Genomic DNA, 23,903 nt, shown 5'->3' on the forward strand with positions numbered 1-23,903 from the left:
TATCCTTTAAAAACGAGTTAGGTTTATAACTTTAGCTGAAATATCAGCGATTAACAGCCAGTTGCTTTGTTTGTATTACCATATCCATAAAGCGGCGCTGCCAAATAGCCTTAAAGGCTTTGTTAAATAGGTATAAAAATATTAGCGGCATTAATAACAGCTTTAAAATTAGTAGAGACAAGATATTCAAAAAGTCGATGAATAAGTCTTCGACGGCTGCCACCATGTTGCTAATGCCAGAGGTGACGGTATCGATAATTTTGCTCACTTGCGATGATTGGTCTTGGTTAAGTGATGCATTTAAGTTTTCTAGTTGTTCGTTTAAGGCGTCTTTGTCTAGGTTCAGCTGTCTTTGCTGGTTTAGTACCGCATTAAACTGCGCTGTTAATTGCTGCTTTTTATCAAGTAATGGCTTGGCTTGTTCAAGCTCAGTAAAGGTCAGTCGCTCAGACAAGCTGCGAGTTGCTTGAATCGCTTCTATTTGGGTATCGACCTCTGTTAGCTTAACTTTGAGTTCTGTCGCTTGCTGGTGGTTCTTAATCTGCTGCTCATTTAATATAGAGAGCTTGTCGAAGATGGTTTGTTTTTCACTATCGACCTCGGCCTTTAGCTTGGCAGATAAGGCCGAGGTATTATTTGCACTGCTATTCACTGTCTCGACTTTCTCGCTCACCAGCTCACTTTGCTGGTTAATTTGCTCATCTAAGAATATCTGGCTGACGAGGCCTGTTGTCAGCACCACCGCAGGCACTAAAAAGCGAATTAAAATCAGGCTTGCCATAATCTTATGACGTAAGTTAGGTAAATAGTTACGCCATTCACAGATAAAGTAAGCGACGACCGAAACAGTAAAAACACCACTAAAAATAACCCCAGAAGAAATGGTGTATAAAATGCGCTGTAAAAATAACGAGCCTATTGCAAGGCGCATAGCATCCGACATGTATTCAGCTAGGTCATTTACTGGGTCGAGTAGTTGTGCAGGTTGAATACTGGCAATACCAATGCCCACTTCGGCTGATTGCAATAGCGATATAGCAGCATTAACTGTACGAGATGAAGCATACACTAGGGTTGATTGTACAAGGGCGCTGTCGATAAAGCGCATAATGAAATGGTTATAATGCTCTAGCCAACAAAGAAGTAGCAGTATTGTAAGAGATAAATACTTGATAATATGTTGTTTAGTTAGCATAACGCCCCCGACAGTTAGTACGTTTCTTCACGCTACACTATTCATAGCCGTTGAAGCAATCTAATAGGATTGAATTATTTTGCCGATTAACTGTCTATGAATTGCTATTCATCGCTTTAGAGGAAATATGAAAGAACCTGCATCAATTGGCCAGTGCTGTATTGAAGATTTAGATCCCGTGCAAGACTTAGGTCGCTTAGTCTCTTATTTACGTTCAAATCTGGTGACTCATCTTGATAATGCGTTAGAGGATAAAGAGCTAACCTCGGCTCAGTACATCGTGGTTGTGCTACTTGCACGCGGTAAAGTAAATACCTTGGCTGAGCTTTGTGAGCACATGGTGTATGACCGTGGTGCCATGAGTCGATTACTTTCTCGTTTAGAAGACAAGGGCTTAGTTGCTAAGAAGCAGTCAGTTGAAGATCGCCGTTCAACTCTTTTATGCCTCACAGAAAAAGGCCAACAGCTCTACCCGGAAATTTTACCCACTGTAAATGATATCTATCGCAAAGCACTCACAGGCTTCTCTGATGATGAGCAAAAGCAACTCGCAAGCTTACTATTTAGAGCAATTCATAATTTAAAAGCATAAATTTCTCTAAGCGGTACATTGTCGCTGTAGATGCATTTTGATAATATAGTTGCCTAGGCATTTAATTTTAACAAGTCCGGGTTGTTATGTTTGAATCATCTTTGCTTGCGCAGCTTCACGCTCAATTTCCAGCTCATCAATTTAGCCCAGAAGGTTTGTCGGTTGTTCACACAGGCCGCTTTGCCAATGCCATTGTTTATCGTTATAAAGACGCGCAATTTGATCTAATTATTAAAGACTTTCAGCACAGCCCGTGGTGGGTGAGAAAAACCATCGCGCCGCTATTTATCAATCAAGAGTACAAGGGGCTGGCACGCCTGCAAGACGTAGACGGAGTGGTCGATAACTTTTGTCGTTTGTCATCAATTGCCATCGCTTATGATTTTATTGAAGGCACGCCACTTCGCCAGCTTGCCTTGCAACAGCAGCATTTACCGGGTGATTTCTTTAAAGAGTTTGAGCGTTTGGTAGCAAAAATGCATCGCCGCGGGGTGGTGCATCTGGATTTACGTAATTTGGGAAATGTGATTTGTTCAAAAGATGGCAAGCCTTATATTATTGATTTTCAGTCAGCGATTCGCTTTGCACGCTTTCCGCGCTGGTTACAGCGTTTTATGCGTGGTGCCGATATGAGTGGGGTTTATAAGGCGTGGCAGAAGTTAGCCAAAGACTCGTTACCGCAAGCAAAGGCGGATTATTTGCATGACTTTAATCATGTGCGTAAGCGTTGGATTTTTAAAGGTTATCCGATTCAACGTGCCTATTTGTGGTGTAGCGGAGCAGTTACTCAGATTCTTAATTCTGAATTTGTTCGCAGTATATTAGATAGATTGTAAAAAGCGCGCTTGCACGCGCTTAGTGGGGAGAACTAGTATTTAGGCCAACCGTTTGCATCCCAATTCAGGGTGCTGATGAGCAATTTAGGGGTGCCATTGTCACCTGCATCATAGGCATGACGAACAATCACATCGGTATTTAAAATGTCTTGTCCCCCTGGACCTACCCATTGGCTGTTACCCGCATCTAGAATGCTACCGCCGCTAGCTAGCATGTCGGTGCCATTTTTATCTAGGTATGGGCCGCGAATGTCACTAGAGCGACCATATGCAATACGGTAAGTACTATTCGTGCCATCACAGCATTTGCCAACTGAAACAAACAAATAGTAATAGCCTTGGCGATACACTATGGTAGGCGCTTCGATGCCACCAGAGCGACTTGCTAAAGAGTAGATTTGACCAAATGGTTTCATGGTCATTGGGTTAATACGCGTTAGTTTAATACCCGAATTCCATGAACCAAAGGCAAGCCAAGGTGCACCATCTTTTGCCACCACAAGATCAGGGTCAATGGCGTTATAATTATTGCTATTGGTCGTGTTAATGACTAAACCATCATCACGCCAATCACCGGCTGCTACACTGCTTGCTGATGTAAGGCCAATAGCGCTAACACGTGAACCAAAGGTCGAAATCGAATAATAAAGCCAGCTACGACCATTGTAGCTTTTTAATTCAGGCGCCCAGACATCAATTCCATCATGATCTGGCACATAGTTGCTCCACCAGCTTAAACCATTTGAGAAAATCGGTTGCGCATCATTCCAATCTACACCGTTACTTGAATATTTACCGTAGATACCAGGGCCTGTTTGAAAAACCCACCAAGTGCCATTTTCATAGCCAAGGGTAGGATCGTGGGTGACTAAATTACCAGTAAGTGGCCAGTGATCTGCTGCGCCATTGGTTGTGGATGGATCCCAAGGGGTTGATTCAACATTAGCAAGCTTGGTTAGCTGCCACTGCTGTGCATCGCTGCCGTTGTAGCTCCACTGGCTAATATTTGCGCCATCGTTGCCATCAAAAGCATAAAGGTCGAGTGCCTTACCACTGTGATCGTTAATGAAGCTGTAATAGCCGCTACCTTCATCATTAATTTGCCAGTGTTGGCTGGCAACATCAGCATACTCATATTGCACCACATTACCGCCATCAGCAGTCGAGAAGTCAAACACTTCGAGGGCTTTACCACTGTTTAAGTTAATAACCGAATAGTTGCTGCCACCTATGTTAGTGATTAACCAGCGCTGGGTGTCGTGATTAGTGTCAGCCCACTGACTAACATTCGCACCATCGTTGGTTTGCGCGCTGGCTACTTCAACAAATTTAGCACTGTACTTTGATTTAATGGTGTATACGCCATTATCAATCGCATAAGCATTGGGCAGTATGAGTGTTGTTGCCAAGCTGAGTGCAGCTAGGGCTTTTTTTGAAAGTATCATTGTGTCTCCAAATCATTGTTATTGAGCTTTCCTTGTGTGTTCTGCTCCTTGGATGAGTTTTGATCAACACCAATTAATTAAGAGTAATGGTGCAAATGAAAACTATTTATAATACTTTATTATATTATTACCTTTGTAAAGGTTAATGGTGAAAATAATTAACAAAAATTTTACCTTCAACTGTTTTGGAAGGGACTTTAGTGTTTAGCTGAGATACAAAAAAGCCACTCAGTGAGTGGCTTTTCGGATGTTATTGAGTAATAAACTGGCTGGGAATATCCCATTTGAGGGTATGCAGTTGGCCTTGCCAAGTTTGGATGGTGATCCACAGTTTATCATCTGCTGATATGGTTTTAGGAGCTATTGCGTGGGCGTGCTGACCATGATTGGTGCCATGCATTATGCCTTCTTCATCTTTAGCAAACTCCGTTAGTGCTAAAGGCGCTTGGCCAATATTTAAATACGCCTGTCGAACATTGCTTATGTCACCTTGATTAAAGGCGATAAAGAAATCCTTCACATACTCATTGTGGTGTGAGTACGGGGCATCTTCATTTAGCGGCATCGGGGCGATTTTAAATTCGCCCGCTTGTTGCTCTTGCCAAAGTGCAGGAAACTGAGGGTTTAATGACTGATAAATAAACCATACAGGTAAAGCCAGTACCACAGCATGTAAAACATACTTTTTACGTTGCCACCAAGTTGCTTGTAAACGAGCCATTAGTTTGCCTCCTGAACGTTATTCACTGGCGCTGATTGGCGCGCTTTTACAGGTTTGTTATTTACTAATTTTGCGGCGTACATCATAAAACCAGTGATCGACATACCACTTAAAATCAAACCAAAGATAAACCAAATAACCTTTGTCCACAGACCGCCAATATTACCGTAATGCAGCGGATCGGCGATATGCGAAAGGGTAAGTAATCCCGACATGGTTTCTGGGCTTTTACTTGCTGCAATTTCACCCGTCCAAGGATTGATTGAAGTTGAGTAAGCGTAGTTATCGTAGAAAATAGTATCGCCACTGCCCATGATATTAAACATGCCGCGGTTATGCTCTGGCAGCATCACATAACTAGGTTTGAAATCTGGGAATTTCTCTTTGGTAATAGCCAGTGCCGCTTTTAAATCGGTTGGCGGTGTTTGTTTATTCGCAGGCAAAGTTGAAACCGCCACGAGCGGTGCATGCTCTTCTATGTCTATTTCGTTATGCCACATGATGGCTTGCACTAAATACCACAGGCCTGTGAGTGCCATTACTGCCATAAACCAAATTGACCAAACGCCACTTAGGGTATGTAAATCTTTTAGGAAGGTTTTTTTGCCTTGGTTAAAACGTAGTTTTGGCTGACTAAATGCACGCCAAAAGTTTTTATAAATCACTAAGCCTGTTACTAGTGCACCTAAAATAACAAAAGCCATGGCGCTGACAAGATAGTAACCTACGCTGTAACCCTCTTGCCAAGGGAAGAATAGCCAGCCGTGCAGGGTACGCATAAATTCAATGAATGAGATCGTTTCATTAACCGCTTGTACTTCGCCAGTGTATTGATTGACGTAAGCCACAGCGTAAGGTTTGTCGGTATCAGTGAAAATAACCGCATTTACCAAGTAAGGCTCATAATTGAGTACACTCATTACATCGGCAGTCGGGTAGGCTTTTTCAACGCTATTAATAACTTGATCAACACCAAGTGCTGGTAAATCATTTGGGTTGTTTGCACGTGCTTCACTGTTGGTCAGCCAAGTAAGCTCATGGCTTATCACAGATACAGTGCCTGTGACGCAAATAAAGCAAAATAGCACCCATACTGGGAGCGAAAACCAACCATGTAGTTGGAACCAAAGACGTTTACTCATGGTAAAAATAGCCCGACGTTAATTGATGATAGTAATTGTTATCATTTAAATTGTACTACAATCTTTTGAGTAAACACAATCTCTGTCGACGAGCTGCAAAAAAGGCGCTTTAAGCGCCTTTATCATTAGTTTGGTTGAGGGTAACAATTCGTTGTGGGAAAGGTATTTCGATATCCGCCTCTTGAATTACTTTAAATACATTGCGGTTCACCGCTAATTTAGTCTCAATAATTTTGGTGGTTGGCACCCAAAAGCGATAGCTCAAGGTAACACCGCTCTCAGCAAAGCGCTCGATACCGACTTGTGCATGAGGAGAATCACTAACTAGCTCATGATCGTTTAGCACCTTTTCGATAAGCTCAATTGCAAGGTCTGCATTGGCATCATAAGCGATGTCTATTTCACCTTTAACTAACGAATAGCTAAACGAGTTATGTATAATTTCGCCAACAATATGTTTGTTAGGAATGGTGATTTCGACTTTTTCTTCGTTAATCAGAATAGTGTGACCAAGTTCAATGGTTTTAACTTGCCCACTGACGCCTTTTACTTCGATGGTATCGCCAACGACAAAGGGTCTTGTTGCAATGATAGCAAGGCCCGCACCGTAGTTTGAAAGCATGCCTTGCATTGCTAAACCAGCACCTAAAGATGCGGCACCAATGGCAGCGACAAATGGGGTCACGCTAATGCCAATTTTGCCAAGGGCAATAACTAAGAACATAATGATCAGCAATACTTTGATGACATTGCTGACAAAGTTGGTGAGGGTAATATCGATATTGTGACGCTGCATGAGGCCAGCAACCATTTTCGATACTTTTTGCGCAATCCATAGGCCAATAAATAGAATTAAGATAGCACCTAAAATTTGCATACTGTAGGTGACCAAATATTCCATAATCAGATTGTAGTATTTTTCGACTTGCTGAATTTCTGAGTCAATCATGTGTTTTCCTAACAAGGTTACTGCGAATTCTGACTATACCAGAACATGCTGAATAACAGGATAGAGTATCGGCACTATTATCGCGCTGAGAAGCGCACTTAATGCCATCGCCACAGAGGCAAAGGCACCGGCTTTTGGCTGATCACTAATCAGTGATGCTGTGCCAATGGCATGGCAAGCAGTACCAATAGCAACACCTTTTGCTTGGGCATTGCGAATATTTATCAGCGAGAAAATCAAATTACCAAATATTGCCCCAAGTACGCCAATAAAAATCACCATGGCTGCCGCTAAAGAAGGTATGCCGCCTAGCGACTCTGTTACTAACAAGGTGATGGGGGTTGTTACAGATAAACTTGCTAAAGATGCGCTTAACTGTGCTGGGGCTGCAAAAAAATAACAAATAAGCGACGCGACAAAGGTGGCATTGATCACCCCTAAACTACAACTTATGAGAATTAGCAGCAGGTTCTTTTTGACATGGATAAATTGCTGATAAAGCGGTAAAGCCAATGCCACAATGGCAGGCTCAAGCAACCAGCTTAGAACTTTACTGTGCTCGGCAAAAGGCTCATAGGGGAGCTTCAGTGCCACTAACAACGCTGCAATTAATACAATTGCCCAGCACACAGGGTTACTAAGCGCTTTAGCAGTGGCATGCTGGGTTTTCGCGTTTAAAAATCGCAGTACTAAGAAAAGTACAATAATAAGCGGGACGCTGAGCCACCATAAACTAACTGTCATTTTCACGGCCCTTAAAATAGGCGATAACAGCGCCTATGATTAAAACACTACTCAGCGGCACGACTATAAAAATAGTCAGTAATAAAGGCCAGTTCTGTGAAATTAAACCCAGATGTTCAATAATACCAACCCCTGCAGGGATGAAAAACAACGGCATGTAATTAAGTAAAGGGCTGGCTGTTGGTTTTAAATGCTGTTCTTTAACGAGGCCTGTTAACAGTAGCACGAGCAGTAACACCATACCGAGTAATGGAGCAGGGAATGAGCTTTGAAGCAAAGCCGTTAAAAACTTTGCAACGGCTAAGCAGGTAAGAATAATAACGCTACTGATAAGGTATTTCATAAGTCAGGATAATTGCGAATAAAGTACAACTACATCATACCCTTGTCAGTTGTACTATGCGACTTTAGCTTACCATGATTTGGCATTATTAAACTTGATATCCTCTGCGCCTTTCGCTTTTGCAATCGCTTTTTTAGTATTTGGATTCATCAGTAAGCGAATTTGACTCCAGGTTTCTTTAGCGAGAATCTTGCGCTGCTGTGAGCGAAAGCTTTGCTGTGTGATTCGTTTAATTGCAGCAAGGGTATCTGGCGAGCGCGCCATGAGGGTTTCTAGTACAGCATCGGTTTGTTTATCAACGTCATCAGTAAGTTGTGTAACTAAGCCATATTCTTTAGCGTCTTCAGCTGAGACAGGACCTGCATGACTTGCCAACCAAAGTGCTTGGTCACGCTTCATTAAACCTGCAAGCACCACGTTAGCCCCCATATCAGGGCATAAGCCCCACCGGGCTTCCATGATCGCTAATTTAGCGTTTTTATCGACGATGCGATAATCAGCGCCGAGTGCGATTTGCATACCGCCACCAAAGCAGTGTCCGGTTACTTTTGCTATCACCGGAATACTTAAGTCTTGCCAACCTAGCACCACTTTTTGCGCTAGATTTTGGTTTCCTGGTAACCATTTGAATAAAAGCTTGATGATATTGCTTGGCTTTTTCATCACTGCAGCAACATCCAGTCCAGAGCAAAAATGCTCACCTTCTCCAGAGATAACCACCGCACGCAAGCTGCGATCACGTTTAATTTCTTTGATTACGTTTGAAAGCTCAACGAACATAGCAAAACTGAGTGCATTTTGTTTCTCGGGACGAGCAAGGCTAACCCATGCGACTTGTTGTTTTATTTCTAGTTTTATCATGGTGACTCCTCTGACCTGTTTGTTAGAGCTTACGAGTTAATTACATCTAAGTAAAGAATTGCTGATGTGTCGCAAGTAATCATTATATTTTCCAAAAATGGGTAACCTTGTCATATATTTAGTTACAAATTGGTGTATATTTTTAAAACAAAGGTGCTAGTTCGCAGCTAGCTTTGTTTTGTGATTAGTTAGATACTTTCGCAAAATCTCATGACACGACTAGACTTAGTTTTAAGTCGCGCTACTAGGAGTAAATATATGCTGATGGGCAAAACAGCTCGCATAACTAAACAATCATCTCGTTCTTTGGCTTTTGCTGCAATTTCTGTCGCATTAACAACTACATTAGTTGGCTGTTCAGATGATAAAGCACAACAACAAACTACGCCGCCACCGGCCGTATCAGTATTTAATGTCGTCACACAGGAAGTTGGTAATTACCGAGAGTTTGTCGCGCGTACTGAAGCATTCCAAGAGGTTGCGATTAGAGCCCGAGTTGAGGGGGAACTCATTGAACGCCACTTTAATGAAGGCTCATCGGTTGAGAAAGATCAGCTTTTATTACGTATTGACCCATCTGAGTATCGCTCAACTGTTGCAGAAGTTGAAGCTGATTTAAAAAGTAAAATTGCCGCAGCGGGCGCCGCTGAAAGAGATTTAAAACGTGGTAAAGATGTGGCTGCGCAAGGTTTTATTTCACAATCAGACCTCGATAAACTCACCACAAATTTTGAACAGGCTACAGCAGCTGTAAAAGCCGCGGAAGCTGAGCTTGAAAAAGCAAAACTTAATTTAAGCTATACTGAGATACGCGCACCGTTTGCAGGGCGCATCGGTAAAGTGAACTATGATGTGGGTAATATTGTTGGGCCATCATCCAATGAGCTTGCAGAGCTGACCGATGTTGACCCAATTTATGTAAGTTTTCAGGTTGAAGAAGCTGACTACATCTCTTATCGCCAAAATAATCAAGCACCTTCAGATAAAGACCCTCGTGATGTGCCTATCGACTTAACTTTGCGTTTACCAAACAACTCAACTTTTGCTGATAAAGGCGAACTTGATTTTGCAGATACCAAAATTAACCGCAATACAGGCACGGTTGAGCTAAGAGCCGCTTTTGATAACCCTGATGGCATCGTTATGCCGGGTCTATTCGTCACTTTAATCGTTGAAAGTACGAATAAACAAGACTTGGCACTCATTCCTCAAGTTGCAGTGCAAGAAAACCAGCAAGGAAAGTTTGTACTCGTTGTTGATGACGAAAATAAAGTGGCTATGCGGATTGTTAAGCTGGGTCGTCGTATTAATGCAATGTGGGTGGTTGAGTCTGGTTTAGAGGCGGGTGAAAAAGTCATTATTGAAGGTTTACAAAAGGTACGCCAAGGCGCTGAAGTGAAAGCTGTTGAAAAAAATGTCGATGAAACAACCGGCACTATTTCTAGCAAAGCTAACTCTTAGGAGTGAGATATGATCAGTAAAACCTTTATATCTCGCCCAAAATTTGCCTTGGTAATTTCGATTGTTATTACCATTGCGGGTTTAATTTCAATGGCCTTGCTGCCAGTGAATATGTACCCGCAAATAACCCCTCCGCAAGTACAAATTAGTGCTAATTACCCGGGTGCAAGTGCGCAAATTGTTGAAGAGTCGGTGATCCGGCCCATAGAAGAGCAAGTTAATGGCGTTGAAGATATGATGTATATCGAATCAACATCGTCGAATAACGGCACGGCCAACATAACTGTTTACTTTAAAGTCGGTACAGACACAGATATAGCCCAAGTTAACGTACAAAACCGTGTGGCACTTGCTGAAGCAGGGTTACCTGAAGAAGTTAAACGCCAAGGTGTATCGGTTAAGAAAAAGTCGAGTTCGATGCTTCTCGGTATCAACCTGTACTCTAATCAAGAAAATATCGACGCTATTTTCTTAAGTAACTATGCAACCAATTACTTAACCGAGCCACTTGGCCGTATTAATGGGGTTGCCTCTGCTGAAGTAATGGGGGAGCAAACCTATTCAATGCGCTTGTGGTTACGCCCAGATCGAATGGCATCTTTAGGTTTAACTGTGTCAGAAGTTCAAGCGGCACTGCAAGAGCAAAATACCATCGTAGCCGCGGGTAAGCTGGGTGCTGCACCCTCAGCACCGAGTCAGCAATTTGAGTATTCGATTCAGGCTAAAGGGCGCTTAAAAACCCCTGAAGAGTTTGGCCAAACCATTATCCGCTCGAGCAAAGATGGTAACTTTGTGCGCTTAAATGATATTGCCCGTATTGAATTAGGTGCAGCAAGCTACAGCACAACAGCAAAATTAAACCAGCAAGACACTGCATTCATCGTTATTTATCAGCTTACAGAAGCGAATGCGACGCAAGTAGCTGCTGATGTAAAAGCCCGTATGGCTGAGCTGGCTAAACAGCTACCTGATGGTGTTGAGTACTCAATTCCTTATGACACCACAGAGTTCATCAATCGCTCGATTGATGAAGTGGTCGTCACCCTTGTCCAAGCGGTTGGCTTGGTTATTTTAGTGGTATTTTTATTCTTACAAAATTGGCGCGCTACGCTCATTCCAACGGTGGCTATTCCGGTATCTTTGGTGGGGACTTTCGCGTTTATGATGATGATGGATTACTCCATCAACTTAATCACCTTGTTTGGTTTAGTACTTGCAATAGGTATCGTGGTCGATGATGCCATTATCGTTATTGAAAACGTTGAGCGAATACTAAAAGAAGAAAAGCTGCCAATTAAAGAAGCGGTTACCAAAGCGATGGAGCAGGTATCGGGGCCAATCGTGGCAACGACCTTAGTATTGCTTGCGGTGTTTGTGCCAGTAGGCTTTATGCCGGGAATAACCGGGGAGCTTTATAAACAGTTCTCGGTGACGATTTCATTTGCGGTACTCATTTCTTCTTTAAACGCACTGACATTAAGCCCTGCATTGTGTGCTTTATTGTTAAATGAAAAAGCCATGAAGCCGATTAAGTGGTTAGCCCCATTCGAAAATATCATTACTCGTTCGACCAATGGCTACAGTAAAGTTATTAACTTTATCCTCAAACGTACCGCGAGAATGGCATTGTTTGCGGTGGTTATTTTTGCGGCTGCAGGTTGGCTAGTAAAAACAGTGCCTACAGGCTTTGTACCAGCAGAAGACCAAGGCTTTCTTTTTGTTGATGTGCAATTACCAGATGCGGCAGCTAGCGGTCGTACCCAAGATGTAATGCATAAGCTGGGCGAGATTGTAAAAAATGAACCAGCGGCAACTGACTTTATTGCGGTTTCTGGCTTTTCATTACTCGGTGGTGCGGGTTCTAATAATGCGCTTGGTATTGTGGTACTCAAGGATTGGGAAGAGCGTACCAGCCCAGAGCTTGGCTTACGTGCAGTACTTACGCGCCTGATGGGGCAGTTTTGGGCGATGCCAGATGCGCAAATCATGGCCTTTAATCCGCCTTCAATACCTGGACTTGGCACAAGCGCAGGCTTTGAGTTTAGGTTACAAGACAGTGAAGGACGCGAGCCTGCTGAACTTGCACAAGTGTTAAATGGCTTAATTTATGAAGCGAACCAGCGTCCAGAGCTGTCAAATGTTTACAGTACATTTAGAGCAAATGTGCCACAGTATTTCCTTGAAATTGACCGTAATAAGGCAAAAGCTCAAGGGGTGGCGCTTAGCGATATTTTCTTAACCTTGCAGGCGCAACTTGGCTCGTTATACATAAATGACTTTAACCAATTTAGCCGTACTTACCGCGTTATCATGCAGGCGGAAAGCCGTTTTCGTCAAAACCCAGCAGACTTACAGTACTACTATGTACGTAATGATGAGGGAGCAATGGTGCCGCTCACTACATTGGCTAAGCTGGAGCCAATTTTAGGCCCTACAAGCTTAACGCACTTTAACTTATATCGTAGTGCAAGCATTAGCGGACAACCTGCAGCGGGTTATGCCAGTGGTGATGCCATTAAAGCAATGCAAGAGCTAGCTGAGCAATTACCTACAGGCTATGTGTATGAGTGGGCTGGGCAGTCTAAACAAGAGATTGAAGCGGGTAATATGGCGCCAATCTTATTTGGCTTAGCGGTGGTATTCGTGTATCTATTCTTGGTTGCGCAATACGAAAGCTGGACAATTCCGTTTTCGGTCATTGCAGCGGTACCGTTGGCGTTATTTGGTGCCATGCTTGCGCTGTATGTGATTGGTATGGAAAACAACATCTATGCGCAGGTTGGTTTAGTGCTACTGATTGGCCTATCCACCAAAACCGCTATTTTGATTGTTGAATTTGCTATGGAAGAGCGTGCGGCAGGTAAAGGTATTTTTGAAGCGGCTCTTAATGCGGCAAGATTACGCTTTAGGGCCGTATTGATGACGGCATTGTCGTTTGTACTTGGCGTATTACCGCTGGTGTTTGCAAGTGGCGCAGGGGCTGGCAGTCGAATATCGCTCGGTATTACCGTGTTATTCGGGATGTTAGCTGCAACCATTTTTGGCACCTTACTTGTTCCGCTATTTTATACGCTCGTGCAATCAATGCGCGAAAAGATAAAAGGCACAGCAAGTGCGGAGTAAAATCTGTTATTAATTACAAAAAAGTCAGGGCAACCTGGCTTTTTTTTTGGTAAAACTCAAAAGAGGTTTGTTATCATAGCCAGATTCAAAGCGATACACATGTGCAGAGGTTTAAGGAATGGCTGGTCCACGCTTATACAGTGAAGAAGAAGTAACTCATCAGGCTTATGATATCTTTTTAGAGTTAGCACCTGATAATTTAAGCGAGCAAGATATTGCTGATTTTAACGAGCACAGAGAAGAGCTTGGCTTTATTGAAGAAGGTGAGCCTGACGAGCAGTGGCAAGATTTTGTTGCACTAGAAATTGAACCTGAGCTATTTGTGCAAGTCTTAGTAGGACTTGAATTCGACAATCAAGATATCTTGTTTGCGAAAATTTTAATTAGCCGAGACAAAGATGCACCGTTTTGCCACATTCTTTGGAAAGATAGCGAATAACTCTCCAGCCGATGTTTGACTCTACTTTTAGTTGTTTTAATTCAATAAAACGAATTATTTTGCCCGCCCTGCTAGTTTGCAGTTGGCAGGCTTTTGCTGTTGATCCGTTTGAAGACTTTCATGAGTACGGGCAATTATCAGAAGAAGAAATCCATAAAATTCATAAAGGCGAGTTGCTGTACGGAGATATGGAGTTTGGTTTTATGGTAAGCCGCGGTAATACCAACTCAACTAGTTTCAAACTTAAAGGTAACCTTTACCAAGATTTCGAAAAGTGGCGTAACCAATTTAAGCTCGATACTTTATACAAACGTGACCGTAATGAAGAAACCGGTGATGAAGAAGTTTCTGCTGACCGTATTTTTGTATCAGGCCAAGGTAACTATAAGCTAAATGTGAAAAATGAGTCATTTTTCATTTACGGTGACTATGAGCGAGATAAGTTTAGTGGTCTTGAGTTTAAGAGCACCATAGCGACGGGTTACGGTAACCGCATTTACCAAGGCAGCAAGAATAAAGTCGATATCGATGTGGGCCCTGGTTTATACCGCTCGGTGGCTGATCAAGAGACTGCAACAGAAGAAGATGAAACAAAAACCGGTTATCTGCTTCGTCTAGCGCTGCAGTGGGAGCGTACGGTTTCTGCTCGCACTCGCTTTAATCAAGATGTCAGTTATGAACAATCATTGTCAGGGTTAAACTCGCGTTTAAAGTCAGAAACATCCCTGATCAGCAAAATTATGGGTGATGTATCACTCAAATTTACTTACATGTATCGCTATAACTCAAAACCAGAGGAAGATAAGCTCAAGTACGACTCTGAGCTGAGTGCAACCTTTGTTTATAGCTTTTAAGAGAATACTTCAGAATGTATCAACATAAACAGTACGCTATTTTTATTTTTGTTATCTTAGGCTGGATTGGCGCCTTCATTGCCTTAGCTTGGAACTTAATTGGTGCAGATATTCCTCTTATGGTGTTTAGCGCTATCTTAGTGCTGGTGGCCTTTTTGTTTCATGGTTTAACGATTAAGGTGAGCGATAAAACAGTAAGCTGGGCATTCGGTCCGGGTGTATTTGGAAAAACCGTGACTTTTGATGAGATTGAATCTGTTCGAGCGGTAAGTAATTCATTTCGTCATGGTATTGGTCTGCGTATCACCCATGATGGCTGGGTTTACAGTGTATCTGGATTTAGTGCTGTTGAATTGGCAATGAAAGACGGCACGTACTATCGCTTAGGAACCAATGACCAAGAAGGTTTACTGGCTGCGCTTAGAGAACATATTGCTGAACCTGTGACAGACGCTTCTGTGGATACAGAAGAAGTAGTCGAACAGATATAAGAAAAGCGCCAGTGGCGCTTTTTTTTATAGTAATGGTTTAGTGGCTGTGACCACAACCACCTTCACCGTGCACATGACCATGTGCTAATTCTTCTTCAGTTGCATCGCGTACTTCAAGTACTTCAACATCAAAATGAAGGGTAATACCTGAAAGTGGGTGGTTACCATCTACAATAACGTCTTCGTCTTGAATTTCGATGATCATCACTGATTGGTCGCCAGCGTCAGTCGTAGCGCGGAACTGCATACCCACTTCAATTTCCATACCTTCAAACATTGATTTTGGTACTGCTTGCATTAGGTCATCGTGACGCTCACCATAGCCTTGCTCTGGCTCAACAGTTACGCTGAATGTGTCGCCCGCTTCTTTACCTAATAGCGCATTTTCGAGGCCTGGAATTAAGAAACCCGTGCCAACGATAAACACCAGTGGCTCGCCATCGAAAGAGTTGTCGATGGTGTTTTTGTTATTATCCAATACTGAATAATGCATTTTTACCACTTTGTTTGCTGCTACGATCATAGTCATTCCTATTTATTCATCTTCGAGAGAGTAAGGCAGAGCTTGAATAGATAACTCTACCTGAGGGAGGTGTTTAGCTCGCAAAATTTGGCCAGCTTCATTATCGTTCGGAAGCACAACAAGGCCCATTAAGGTTTGCGTTTGTTGATTAAAACTTTGGCTAATAAGCTTGCCAGCACGGCGCCAGTTTTCGCCCATTTGTGTTTCTAGTTCAAGCTCGTCAAGTAAGCCTTCAGCTTTGCCCGAAACTATGTACATAGCACGTTTATTTTTGCCTAGGTATTTCATACGGGCGACAGTTTCTTGCCCTGTGTAGCAACCTTTTCTGAAACTGATACCACCAAGCGCTTGCAAGTTAACCATTTGCGGTACGTATTCGCCAATAGCGTCGCTGTTTAATGACGGCTCGCCTGCGGCAATAGCTGCCTGTTGCCATAACGCGTCATCATCAAGAGCTGTGACGTTATCAGGTAAGCTAAATTCTTCGTTGACCATAAGCAATACGCGGTTATCTGCAAGCTTTAACGCTTTACCGCCAGCAAAATCGACTGCGCTGTGCTCACTGTCAAAATTAATTGCTAAGGTTTCTAGTGTCGCTGTTAGGTCATCACCTAGTAAGCCAATTAGCGGTTTTTCAGATTGCTGAATTTCTACTTGCGAAAAAACGGCGTATTTTTTTAACTCGACTAGCGATTGCTCTACCTCAGGCTTTGACCCTGCAAGGTAATAGCTATCAAGGTGTGAAAACAACCTAAATACACCCCAAAGCTTGCCTTTTGCATTACAGTGGCCAGCCCAAAGGAAGTTATCATCAGTTAATTTGTTGATATCTTGCGTAATTTGTCCGTGAAGGTAAGACAACTTATCTTTGCCAGTTAGGCTGATAAGTGAATAAGATAAAGGACATGCGTAAACAGTCGACATAAAAACCTTCTTTACGATATGAATGAGCGCTAATGATAACTTAGTTAGGGTAGCAATTTAAATAGCTGTTTATTCGATAGCAATTTGGTAAACTGCAGACAAATAAGTGCGAGGTTTAAAATGACTGAAATTCACAGTAAAGAACGTATTCGTTGGGCATGCCGTCGCGGTATGTTAGAACTAGATGTTTTATTTATGCCATTCGTTGAAGAAGCGTTTGACTCACTATCAAAAGAACAGCAAGCCGTTTTTCAACGCTTACTTGAGTGCGATGATCCTGATTTATTTGCATGGTTTATGGGTCATGAAGAGTGTAAAGACCCTGAGCTAAACGGCATGGTTGCGTTAATTTTAGACCGAGTTCGTGTATAGGTTTACCGTTACAAATAACACCCCCGACCACAAACCCTTTGTGGTCTTTTTTTGCTTAACAGCCATTATTTTATGTTTTGCTTATCAGCATGTTATCGCTCAGCTGTTGGTTTGCTTTGCGTGCTTTTTCTTAGCCATTCTTAGTTTTAAAAAAGTCCAACAAGCACAACCTGAAAAGGGTTTTATAATTTTAGAGCAAGCAGAGCTTAGATTTGCAAACGACAGACTGAAAGTACAAGGCCAAATAACGGCTAAAAGTTATGTGTTTGCTAATTTTGTAGTGCTGAGGTTGGCTGGGTTTTATCAATCACACTGGCTGATTATAAGCTCAGCCAGTGTTGATGAAGAAAGTTTCTCGCGCTTAAAGCGTGCAATTATTGCAGTGCAGCAACCGACTTAGGCGTTAAAATTGTCGGTGTTGGATTTTCGTTTTGCTCTGGGTAATCAATCGTGTAATGAAGACCACGACTTTCTTTACGCTCAAGGGCGCTGCGAATAATAAGCTCTGCAACCTGTACTAGGTTTCGAAGTTCTAATAAGTTATTTGTCACCCTAAAGTTTGCGTAATAGTCGTGAATTTCTTGCTGCAGTAATTCAACGCGGTGAAGCGCACGTTCTAAACGTTTTGTTGAGCGTACAATACCCACGTAATCCCACATAAATAACCTTAGCTCATGCCAGTTGTGGGTAATAACGATTTCTTCGTCTGAGTTAGTTACGCGACTTTCATCCCATAATGGTAAGGCTTCAAGGGCAGGGCTTGCATCGATTTTGCTCAGAATATCTTTCGCGGCAGCATGGGCAAATACAATGCACTCAAGTAGTGAGTTGCTCGCCATACGATTAGCACCGTGTAAGCCTGTGTAAGCTACTTCGCCAACCGCATATAAGTTATCTAAATCTGTACGGCCATTAAAGTCGGTCATAACACCGCCGCAGGTATAGTGTGCAGCAGGCACCACAGGAATAGCTTCTTTGGTAATGTCGAGGCCAACACTTAAACATTTAGCGTAGATAGTTGGGAAGTGCTCAATGATAAAATCTTTATCTTTGTGGCTAATATCAAGGTACACACAGTTCGCACCAAGGCGTTTCATTTCAAAATCGATAGCACGAGCAACAATATCGCGAGGGGCAAGTTCTTCGCGCTCATCAAAGTCTTTCATAAAGCGAGTGCCATCAGGGCGTTTTAAATACGCACCTTCACCGCGCATTGCTTCGGTGATCAAAAAGTTTTGCAGCTCTGGGTGATACAAACTTGTTGGGTGGAATTGGTTAAATTCCATATTGGCTACACGGCACCCCGCACGCCATGCCATTGCGATACCATCACCACTTGATACATCTGGGTTAGAAGTATATAAGTACACTTTACTTGCGCCACCTGTTGCCAGTGATACGAACTTGGCAGCGATAGTTTCAACTTTTTTATCAACACAGTTCCAAACATACAAGCCGTGAACATGCTTGCCTTTTTTGGCTAAGCTTTTATCTGTGATTAAATCAATGGCATTGTAATTTTCTAACAAGGTGATGTTAGGGTGGGCTTGTACTTGGCTAATTAAGGTTGTTTGCACTGCTCGGCCAGTGGCATCGGCGGCATGTAAAATACGGCGATGACTGTGACCACCTTCGCGAGTTAAATGAAAACGCTCTTTACCTTTTGAATCGAATTCCATATCAAAAGGTACGCCTTGCTCAATAAGCCACTTTAAACATTTTTTAGCATTGCTCGCTGTGTAGTGAACCGCATCACGGTCACATAATCCGCCGCCTGCATCGAGAGTATCTTCAACATGAGATTCAATGCTGTCATTCTTTTTATCAAATACTGCTGCAATACCACCTTGAGCATATAAGGTAGAACCCTCAGTTAATGCGCCTTTACTAAGTACTGTCACCTTACAGTGATTAGCAAGTGATAAGGCAAGAGATAGGCCAGCGGCGCCGCTGCCAATGATAGCGACATCAGTAATGTGATGTTTATTTTGGTTCATGTCTGTGGTCTTTGCGGTTACAATGCTCGGCTAGTAGTGTCAAAAGTTTGAGCAAATAAATTTTTATGTGGTATACGTATATGTACCATATTTGCTTTAACACTATTAGTCATTTTAATACGTTATACCAATCTTATTAGTTTTATCGTCACATAAACAGTTTATTGTTAGCTGTTTTAAATTGTGAGTTTAATTTAGATAACCGTTGATTCTTAAGCAGTTATTGAGGTTGTCGTGTAATAAGATTGGTATGACTCAATTTATTTGCGTGCTATTTTATAAAAAAATCATTTTAAACTGAACTTTTATATTCATGGTGCAGTCAGAGTTTGTGTAAACAATGGCGAGTATATGAATAGCAAGCAAGAATCAAACAGAGGAGTACCGGCTCGAATGAGCGAGCAGGATTTGGATTTAGCGCTAGTTAAAAGGGTCCAGCAAGGAGATAAAAACGCCTTCAACCTATTAGTTAGAAAATATCAGAATAAAATTGCAGGTTTGATTTCACGTTATGTATCGAACCAAGGTGATGTTGCTGATGTCGCACAGGAAGCTTTTATTAAAGCCTACCGTGCTTTACCTAACTTTAGAGGTGATAGCGCCTTTTATACTTGGTTGTACCGTATCGCCGTAAATTGTGCTAAAAATTACTTAGTTGCGCAGGGCCGCAAACCCCCAGCTAACGATGTTGATGCCGAAGAAGCAGAATTTTATGACAGTGCAGATGCAATGCGTTCAAACGCATCGCCAGAAAACCTGTTATTAAGTGACGAAGTACGTGCTGTAATTTTTAATACGATTGATAGTTTGCCTGAAGATCTAAAAACCGCGATTACCCTTCGTGAAATTGAAGGTATGAGCTATGAAGAAATAGCCGTGGTTATGGATTGCCCTGTGGGAACGGTGCGTTCACGTATTTTCCGTGCCCGTGAGGCGATTGATAATAAATTGAATCCATTAATAGGTGAGTCTTAGTATGACAAAAGCAGACGTTAACAAGTTGGATAATGAGCAGTTGTCCGCGTTACTTGACGGCGAGCAGCAGTTAACTGATCAAGCGATCACAAACGACGATGTGTCTACATTTGGTCGTTACGCATTGATTGGTGATGTAATGCGTGCTGAGGCAAATAACAACGCTTTTAATTTTGACATTGCAGATGCAGTGGCTGAATCACTAGAGCAAGAACCTGTTTACGCAGATTTCGCGAATAAAACAACGGCACCAAAAAGCGAAGAAATCGTGGCGGCAACAGGCACTGATAACGTAGTAGCATTTAATTGGCGTCGTCCATTTGCCCAAGTGGCCATTGCTGCTAGTGTTGCCATGTTTGCTATTGTGGGCGTACAAACTTTGCCACAAAACAGTGAAGTGCCACAAAATGACATCCCAACATTACAAACTGTACCATTAACCGGTATGGCTTCTCCTGTTAGTTACTCATCTGAGCAACCTGCATTAGAAAATGCAGAGCAAGGTTTACGTGAGTTACAACAACAGCGTATTGGTGCATTAGTGCTTGAGCACCAACGTCAAGCACGTGTTGCATATTCGCTAGAAAAATCGCAAACTGCAGAAAATGCAGACGAGGAAAAAAACTAATTAAATGAAAGTTTTTACTTTTATTTTGTCGCTGGTATTAACGGCTCCAGCCATTGCCAGCGACGAAAATCCCGCCAAGACTTTATTAAATGATATGGCTATGGCCGTTCATACTCGCAACTTTGACGCATCATTTGTGGTTGTAAAAGGCCAAGCCATGGAACCCTATCGCTGGTTACATGCAAAACAAGGCGATATTGAGCTTGAGCATTTAAGTTTACTCAATGGCGCTGGCCTAGAAATGGTGCGCGTTGACGATCAAGTGACCTATTTTGAGCCTCATTCTGAGCCTTATTCAGTGAAAACAGACTCTATAGCCGGGCCAATTCCTGAAGTACTTTTTAAAGATATTAATCGACTAAGCGCTCACTATGATTTTGTGCTTGGCGGAAAAGGCCGTATTGCAGGGCGCTCAGCACAGTTAGTGCGTATCGAATCAAAAGATGAATACAAATATAACTATTGGATTTGGCTAGATACTGAGTCATCGTTGTTGCTTAAATCTGCCTATGTGAATCACAAAGGTGAAATGCTTGAGCAGTTACAGTTAACTCATATCAGCGTAACAGAGCAGCCAGCACCTATGTTAGTTGAAATGCAAAACCGTGACTTTCCTGCGGTGTTGGCGACTAACGATTTAGCCAGCGATGGTGACGGCGCAGCGAATGATTGGAAAATTGGTTGGCTCCCTGATGGCTTTAAGTTATTAAAGTCAGATCGCCATAAACTTGATTTAAATAATGAACTTGCTGACTATTATTTATATTCAGATGGGTTTGTTGAAGTGTCTGTTTTTATTCAAAGACCGTTACCTGGAAAGCGTGCAAGCGGCGCTTTAACCTCAGGTGCAACGACTGTGTATGTGCACAATGGTGGTAGCTTTGATGTATCGGTTGTTGGTAATATCCCAGCTATGACAGCCAAAGCTATAGCTGAGTCGGTAGCGCGACCTCTTTAAATCATGATTGAACAAACACTCACTGTCGTGTCAGTTAAAGGCACGACAGCGAATTTAGAAGCAGAACAAAAGCAAGCCTGTGCCGGCTGTAATGGTCGTTGTGGTTCGCAAGTTTTTGCAAAGCTGTTTGGAACAGCTAAAAAAACCTTTCCTTATACCTTCGAAAAAGAGCTCCAAGTAGGGCAAAAAGTAACTTTAGCACTCGATGATAGCCACTTAGTTAAACACGCTATGGCTGTTTACATGCTACCCCTTTTGTTTAGTTTAGGGTTTGCTTTAATCGCATTTTCGGCTTTTTCGCTTGCCGAAGGCTGGCAAATTTTAGCCGCCGTGATTGGTGGTTTGACGGGCTATGCGATAGCAAAATCAAGGGTTAAGAGCCTGAAGCATGATATTAAAGTAATAAAAATTCACCCAATTACTATTCCTTTCACTCAAATAGATGGTGATTAAAGCCAATTAAATGTAAAATTGTCGCTTTATACACTTAGTCCATTTTATATAGAAGTTTAGAATCCAGTTTATGAAGCATATCCGTAATTTTTCGATCATCGCCCATATTGACCATGGTAAATCGACTCTCTCTGACCGTCTTATCCAAGTTTGTGGTGGTTTAACAGACCGTGAAATGCAGCAGCAGGTGTTAGACTCAATGGACATAGAGCGTGAGCGTGGTATTACCATCAAAGCGCAAAGTGTAACGCTAAATTATAAAGCTAAAGACGGCGAAACATACCAGTTAAACTTTATCGACACGCCAGGACACGTTGACTTCACATACGAAGTATCACGTTCACTTGCAGCCTGTGAAGGTGCACTTTTAGTTGTTGATGCGGGTCAAGGTGTAGAAGCTCAAACTTTAGCTAACTGCTACACAGCAATCGAAATGGACTTAGAAGTTATTCCAGTTCTAAATAAAATCGACTTACCACAAGCCGATCCACTTCGTGTAGCAGAAGAAATTGAAGACATCATTGGTATCGATGCCCTAGATGCAGTGCAATGTAGTGCTAAAACGGGTATTGGTATTGAAGAAGTACTCGAAATTATTGTTAAAGATATTCCGCCGCCAGAAGGTGACAAAGACAAGCCACTACAAGCGCTTATTATTGATTCATGGTTTGACCCATACCAAGGCGTTGTATCACTAGTACGTATCAAACATGGTGAATTACGCTCGGGCGATAAAATTAAGATCATGTCGAATGATCAAGTTCATATCGCAGATAAAGTGGGTATTTTCACACCAAAACAAACTAACACGGGTATCTTAAAAACCGGTGAGGTAGGCTTTGTTATTGCGGGTATTAAAGAAATCCATGGTGCACCTGTAGGTGATACCATCACTTTACAACGTAATTCTGCGCCTGAGCGTTTACCGGGCTTCCAACGCATTAAACCGCAGGTTTATGCAGGTATGTTCCCAATTTCATCAGATGACTATGAGTCATTCCGTGATGCGCTTGATAAATTAAGCTTGAACGATGCGTCGTTATTCTTCGAGCCAGAAAACTCAACAGCACTAGGCTTTGGTTTCCGTTGTGGCTTCTTAGGTATGCTACACATGGAAATCATTCAAGAGCGTCTTGAGCGTGAATACGACATTGATCTTATTACCACTGCGCCAACAGTAATCTACGAAGTAGAGACTAAAGACGGAACTAAACAGATAGATAACCCGTCTGACTTACCGCCAGTGAATAATATTCTTGAAATCCGTGAGCCAATTGTTGAAGCTAACATATTAGTTCCGCAAGAGTTTTTAGGTAACGTAATTACGCTTTGTGTTGAAAAGCGTGGTATGCAAACTAAAATGAGCTACCATGGTAAGCAAGTTGCGGTGACGTACGAATTACCGATGGCTGAAGTAGTCATGGACTTCTTTGATAAGTTAAAATCAACAAGCCGTGGTTTTGCATCGCTTGATTATAACTTCAAGCATTTCCAAGCTTCAGACATGGTACGTGTTGACGTATTAATTAATGGTGAGCGTGTTGATGCGTTAGCGATTATTGTTCACCGTGATATTGCACAATCACGTGGTCGTCAGTTAGCTGAAGCACTGAAAGACTTAATTCCACGTCAGCAGTTTGATATTGCGATTCAAGCAGCGATTGGTCAGCATGTTATTGCCCGTACAACAGTTAAGCAATTACGTAAAAACGTAATCGCAAAATGTTACGGTGGTGACGTGAGCCGTAAGAAGAAACTGCTACAAAAACAAAAAGAAGGTAAAAAGCGAATGAAGCAACTAGGTAACGTTGAAGTACCTCAAGATGCATTCTTAGCTATCCTTAAAGTTGGTAAATAATTAGAAGTAAATAAAGGAA

25 protein-coding genes are annotated in these 23,903 nt (G+C 42.3%); 14 read left to right on the top strand and 11 right to left on the bottom strand.

Annotated features, from left to right (window positions below):
* Nucleotides 1-43: 43 nt before the first annotated feature.
* A complete protein-coding gene (locus JIG37_RS19075; protein ID WP_199530094.1) occupies nucleotides 44-1,195 on the bottom strand; it encodes a hypothetical protein in 1,152 nt (383 codons plus the stop codon).
* Nucleotides 1,196-1,322: 127 nt separating this feature from the next.
* On the opposite strand from JIG37_RS19075, the gene JIG37_RS19080 reads away from it, so the two are divergent.
* Both JIG37_RS19080 and JIG37_RS19085 read left to right on the top strand, forming a co-directional pair.
* Nucleotides 1,323-1,787: a MarR family transcriptional regulator gene (locus JIG37_RS19080; protein WP_054554315.1), complete on the top strand. Its 465-nt coding sequence runs from the start codon at nucleotides 1,323-1,325 to the stop codon at nucleotides 1,785-1,787.
* A gap of 86 nt (nucleotides 1,788-1,873) precedes the next feature.
* Nucleotides 1,874-2,623, top strand: a complete 750-nt coding sequence (locus JIG37_RS19085; RefSeq protein ID WP_054554316.1) for an RIO1 family regulatory kinase/ATPase — start codon at nucleotides 1,874-1,876, stop codon at nucleotides 2,621-2,623.
* A 32-nt stretch (nucleotides 2,624-2,655) separates the two neighbouring features.
* On the opposite strand, the gene JIG37_RS22885 is transcribed toward JIG37_RS19085, so the two are convergent.
* The 7 genes from JIG37_RS22885 to JIG37_RS19120 form a co-directional block, all read right to left on the bottom strand.
* Nucleotides 2,656-4,068: a family 43 glycosylhydrolase gene (locus JIG37_RS22885; protein WP_199530095.1), complete on the bottom strand. Its 1,413-nt coding sequence runs from the start codon at nucleotides 4,066-4,068 to the stop codon at nucleotides 2,656-2,658.
* 250 nt (nucleotides 4,069-4,318) lie between these two features.
* A complete protein-coding gene (locus JIG37_RS19095; protein ID WP_054554318.1) occupies nucleotides 4,319-4,789 on the bottom strand; it encodes a hypothetical protein in 471 nt (156 codons plus the stop codon).
* Nucleotides 4,789-5,940, bottom strand: coding sequence for a PepSY-associated TM helix domain-containing protein (locus JIG37_RS19100; RefSeq protein ID WP_152967169.1), 1,152 nt, complete (start codon nucleotides 5,938-5,940; stop codon nucleotides 4,789-4,791). The genes JIG37_RS19095 and JIG37_RS19100 overlap by 1 nt, the downstream gene beginning before the upstream one ends.
* Before the next feature lie 100 nt (nucleotides 5,941-6,040).
* Nucleotides 6,041-6,880, bottom strand: a complete 840-nt coding sequence (locus JIG37_RS19105) for a mechanosensitive ion channel family protein (RefSeq protein WP_199530096.1) — start codon at nucleotides 6,878-6,880, stop codon at nucleotides 6,041-6,043.
* A gap of 33 nt (nucleotides 6,881-6,913) precedes the next feature.
* Nucleotides 6,914-7,624 (bottom strand): LrgB family protein, encoded by a 711-nt coding sequence (locus JIG37_RS19110; protein ID WP_199530097.1) that lies wholly within the window; start codon nucleotides 7,622-7,624, stop codon nucleotides 6,914-6,916.
* Nucleotides 7,614-7,967 (bottom strand): CidA/LrgA family protein, encoded by a 354-nt coding sequence (locus JIG37_RS19115; RefSeq protein ID WP_166341798.1) that lies wholly within the window; start codon nucleotides 7,965-7,967, stop codon nucleotides 7,614-7,616. Before JIG37_RS19115 ends, JIG37_RS19110 begins: the two co-directional genes overlap by 11 nt.
* 69 nt (nucleotides 7,968-8,036) lie before the next feature.
* Nucleotides 8,037-8,828 carry a crotonase/enoyl-CoA hydratase family protein gene (locus JIG37_RS19120; protein WP_054554323.1) on the bottom strand — a complete coding sequence of 264 codons (792 nt, stop codon included), beginning with the start codon at nucleotides 8,826-8,828 and terminating at the stop codon, nucleotides 8,037-8,039.
* Nucleotides 8,829-9,092: 264 nt separating this feature from the next.
* Here JIG37_RS19120 and JIG37_RS19125 point away from each other — a divergent pair, with 264 nt between their 5' ends.
* From JIG37_RS19125 to JIG37_RS19145, 5 genes are all read left to right on the top strand, one after another.
* The gene (locus JIG37_RS19125; protein WP_138600319.1) at nucleotides 9,093-10,289 is read left to right on the top strand and encodes an efflux RND transporter periplasmic adaptor subunit; all 1,197 of its coding nucleotides are present in this window, start codon (nucleotides 9,093-9,095) and stop codon (nucleotides 10,287-10,289) included.
* Between the two features lie 9 nt (nucleotides 10,290-10,298).
* Nucleotides 10,299-13,412 (top strand): multidrug efflux RND transporter permease subunit, encoded by a 3,114-nt coding sequence (locus JIG37_RS19130; protein WP_054554324.1) that lies wholly within the window; start codon nucleotides 10,299-10,301, stop codon nucleotides 13,410-13,412.
* A 118-nt stretch (nucleotides 13,413-13,530) separates the two neighbouring features.
* Nucleotides 13,531-13,851: an HI1450 family dsDNA-mimic protein gene (locus JIG37_RS19135; protein ID WP_054554325.1), complete on the top strand. Its 321-nt coding sequence runs from the start codon at nucleotides 13,531-13,533 to the stop codon at nucleotides 13,849-13,851.
* A gap of 44 nt (nucleotides 13,852-13,895) precedes the next feature.
* On the top strand, nucleotides 13,896-14,705 hold the full coding sequence (locus JIG37_RS19140) for a DUF481 domain-containing protein (RefSeq protein WP_054554383.1): 810 nt from the start codon (nucleotides 13,896-13,898) through the stop codon (nucleotides 14,703-14,705).
* A 14-nt stretch (nucleotides 14,706-14,719) separates the two neighbouring features.
* On the top strand, nucleotides 14,720-15,196 hold the full coding sequence (locus JIG37_RS19145; protein ID WP_166341794.1) for a hypothetical protein: 477 nt from the start codon (nucleotides 14,720-14,722) through the stop codon (nucleotides 15,194-15,196).
* A 37-nt stretch (nucleotides 15,197-15,233) separates the two neighbouring features.
* Here the strand turns inward: JIG37_RS19145 and JIG37_RS19150 are convergent, their stop codons facing one another.
* A complete protein-coding gene (locus JIG37_RS19150; protein ID WP_054554327.1) occupies nucleotides 15,234-15,719 on the bottom strand; it encodes a peptidylprolyl isomerase in 486 nt (161 codons plus the stop codon).
* Nucleotides 15,720-15,731: 12 nt separating this feature from the next.
* Entirely contained in the window at nucleotides 15,732-16,643 is a 912-nt protein-coding gene (gene ygfZ / locus JIG37_RS19155; protein WP_187490605.1) for a tRNA-modifying protein YgfZ, read from the bottom strand.
* 120 nt (nucleotides 16,644-16,763) lie between these two features.
* Between ygfZ and JIG37_RS19160 the strand changes: the two genes are divergently transcribed.
* Together JIG37_RS19160 and JIG37_RS19165 are read left to right on the top strand one after the other, a co-directional pair.
* Nucleotides 16,764-17,015 (top strand): succinate dehydrogenase assembly factor 2, encoded by a 252-nt coding sequence (locus JIG37_RS19160; protein ID WP_054562257.1) that lies wholly within the window; start codon nucleotides 16,764-16,766, stop codon nucleotides 17,013-17,015.
* Nucleotides 17,008-17,415, top strand: coding sequence for a protein YgfX (locus tag JIG37_RS19165; protein WP_199530098.1), 408 nt, complete (start codon nucleotides 17,008-17,010; stop codon nucleotides 17,413-17,415). The genes JIG37_RS19160 and JIG37_RS19165 overlap by 8 nt, the downstream gene beginning before the upstream one ends.
* Here the strand turns inward: JIG37_RS19165 and nadB are convergent.
* Nucleotides 17,390-19,012 (bottom strand): L-aspartate oxidase, encoded by a 1,623-nt coding sequence (gene nadB / locus JIG37_RS19170; RefSeq protein WP_054554331.1) that lies wholly within the window; start codon nucleotides 19,010-19,012, stop codon nucleotides 17,390-17,392. The genes JIG37_RS19165 and nadB overlap by 26 nt on opposite strands.
* Nucleotides 19,013-19,405: 393 nt before the next feature.
* Between nadB and rpoE the strand changes: the two genes are divergently transcribed.
* The 5 genes from rpoE (at nucleotide 19,406) to lepA (ending at nucleotide 23,884) form a co-directional block, all read left to right on the top strand.
* Nucleotides 19,406-19,987, top strand: a complete 582-nt coding sequence (gene rpoE, locus JIG37_RS19175) for an RNA polymerase sigma factor RpoE (RefSeq protein ID WP_036969086.1) — start codon at nucleotides 19,406-19,408, stop codon at nucleotides 19,985-19,987.
* A gap of 1 nt (nucleotide 19,988) precedes the next feature.
* Nucleotides 19,989-20,615 carry an RseA family anti-sigma factor gene (locus JIG37_RS19180; protein ID WP_054554332.1) on the top strand — a complete coding sequence of 209 codons (627 nt, stop codon included), beginning with the start codon at nucleotides 19,989-19,991 and terminating at the stop codon, nucleotides 20,613-20,615.
* A 4-nt stretch (nucleotides 20,616-20,619) separates the two neighbouring features.
* Complete coding sequence (locus JIG37_RS19185; protein WP_054554333.1) at nucleotides 20,620-21,573, top strand: MucB/RseB C-terminal domain-containing protein; 954 nt, start codon at nucleotides 20,620-20,622, stop codon at nucleotides 21,571-21,573.
* Between the two features lie 3 nt (nucleotides 21,574-21,576).
* Nucleotides 21,577-22,026, top strand: a complete 450-nt coding sequence (locus tag JIG37_RS19190; RefSeq protein ID WP_054554334.1) for a SoxR reducing system RseC family protein — start codon at nucleotides 21,577-21,579, stop codon at nucleotides 22,024-22,026.
* Between the two features lie 70 nt (nucleotides 22,027-22,096).
* Complete coding sequence (lepA, locus tag JIG37_RS19195; protein WP_054554335.1) at nucleotides 22,097-23,884, top strand: translation elongation factor 4; 1,788 nt, start codon at nucleotides 22,097-22,099, stop codon at nucleotides 23,882-23,884.
* The last annotated feature ends 19 nt before the right edge of the window (nucleotides 23,885-23,903 follow it).

It is taken from the genome of Pseudoalteromonas sp. bablab_jr010 (assembly GCF_016464105.1).
GTDB classification, from domain to species: domain Bacteria; phylum Pseudomonadota; class Gammaproteobacteria; order Enterobacterales; family Alteromonadaceae; genus Pseudoalteromonas; species Pseudoalteromonas simplex.

What these genes read in the sequence shown, in the direction of transcription:
- JIG37_RS19075 (WP_199530094.1), bottom strand. Translation starts at nt 1,195, where the DNA reads ATGCTAACTAAACAACATATTATCAAGTATTTATCTCTTACAATACTG.
- JIG37_RS19080 (WP_054554315.1), top strand. Translation starts at nt 1,323, where the DNA reads ATGAAAGAACCTGCATCAATTGGCCAGTGCTGTATTGAAGATTTAGAT.
- JIG37_RS19085 (WP_054554316.1), top strand. Translation starts at nt 1,874, where the DNA reads ATGTTTGAATCATCTTTGCTTGCGCAGCTTCACGCTCAATTTCCAGCT.
- JIG37_RS22885 (WP_199530095.1), bottom strand. Translation starts at nt 4,068, where the DNA reads ATGATACTTTCAAAAAAAGCCCTAGCTGCACTCAGCTTGGCAACAACA.
- JIG37_RS19095 (WP_054554318.1), bottom strand. Translation starts at nt 4,789, where the DNA reads ATGGCTCGTTTACAAGCAACTTGGTGGCAACGTAAAAAGTATGTTTTA.
- JIG37_RS19105 (WP_199530096.1), bottom strand. Translation starts at nt 6,880, where the DNA reads ATGATTGACTCAGAAATTCAGCAAGTCGAAAAATACTACAATCTGATT.
- JIG37_RS19110 (WP_199530097.1), bottom strand. Translation starts at nt 7,624, where the DNA reads ATGACAGTTAGTTTATGGTGGCTCAGCGTCCCGCTTATTATTGTACTT.
- JIG37_RS19115 (WP_166341798.1), bottom strand. Translation starts at nt 7,967, where the DNA reads ATGAAATACCTTATCAGTAGCGTTATTATTCTTACCTGCTTAGCCGTT.
- JIG37_RS19120 (WP_054554323.1), bottom strand. Translation starts at nt 8,828, where the DNA reads ATGATAAAACTAGAAATAAAACAACAAGTCGCATGGGTTAGCCTTGCT.
- JIG37_RS19125 (WP_138600319.1), top strand. Translation starts at nt 9,093, where the DNA reads ATGGGCAAAACAGCTCGCATAACTAAACAATCATCTCGTTCTTTGGCT.
- JIG37_RS19130 (WP_054554324.1), top strand. Translation starts at nt 10,299, where the DNA reads ATGATCAGTAAAACCTTTATATCTCGCCCAAAATTTGCCTTGGTAATT.
- JIG37_RS19135 (WP_054554325.1), top strand. Translation starts at nt 13,531, where the DNA reads ATGGCTGGTCCACGCTTATACAGTGAAGAAGAAGTAACTCATCAGGCT.
- JIG37_RS19145 (WP_166341794.1), top strand. Translation starts at nt 14,720, where the DNA reads ATGTATCAACATAAACAGTACGCTATTTTTATTTTTGTTATCTTAGGC.
- JIG37_RS19150 (WP_054554327.1), bottom strand. Translation starts at nt 15,719, where the DNA reads ATGATCGTAGCAGCAAACAAAGTGGTAAAAATGCATTATTCAGTATTG.
- ygfZ (WP_187490605.1), bottom strand. Translation starts at nt 16,643, where the DNA reads ATGTCGACTGTTTACGCATGTCCTTTATCTTATTCACTTATCAGCCTA.
- JIG37_RS19160 (WP_054562257.1), top strand. Translation starts at nt 16,764, where the DNA reads ATGACTGAAATTCACAGTAAAGAACGTATTCGTTGGGCATGCCGTCGC.
- nadB (WP_054554331.1), bottom strand. Translation starts at nt 19,012, where the DNA reads ATGAACCAAAATAAACATCACATTACTGATGTCGCTATCATTGGCAGC.
- rpoE (WP_036969086.1), top strand. Translation starts at nt 19,406, where the DNA reads ATGAGCGAGCAGGATTTGGATTTAGCGCTAGTTAAAAGGGTCCAGCAA.
- JIG37_RS19180 (WP_054554332.1), top strand. Translation starts at nt 19,989, where the DNA reads ATGACAAAAGCAGACGTTAACAAGTTGGATAATGAGCAGTTGTCCGCG.
- JIG37_RS19185 (WP_054554333.1), top strand. Translation starts at nt 20,620, where the DNA reads ATGAAAGTTTTTACTTTTATTTTGTCGCTGGTATTAACGGCTCCAGCC.
- JIG37_RS19190 (WP_054554334.1), top strand. Translation starts at nt 21,577, where the DNA reads ATGATTGAACAAACACTCACTGTCGTGTCAGTTAAAGGCACGACAGCG.
- lepA (WP_054554335.1), top strand. Translation starts at nt 22,097, where the DNA reads ATGAAGCATATCCGTAATTTTTCGATCATCGCCCATATTGACCATGGT.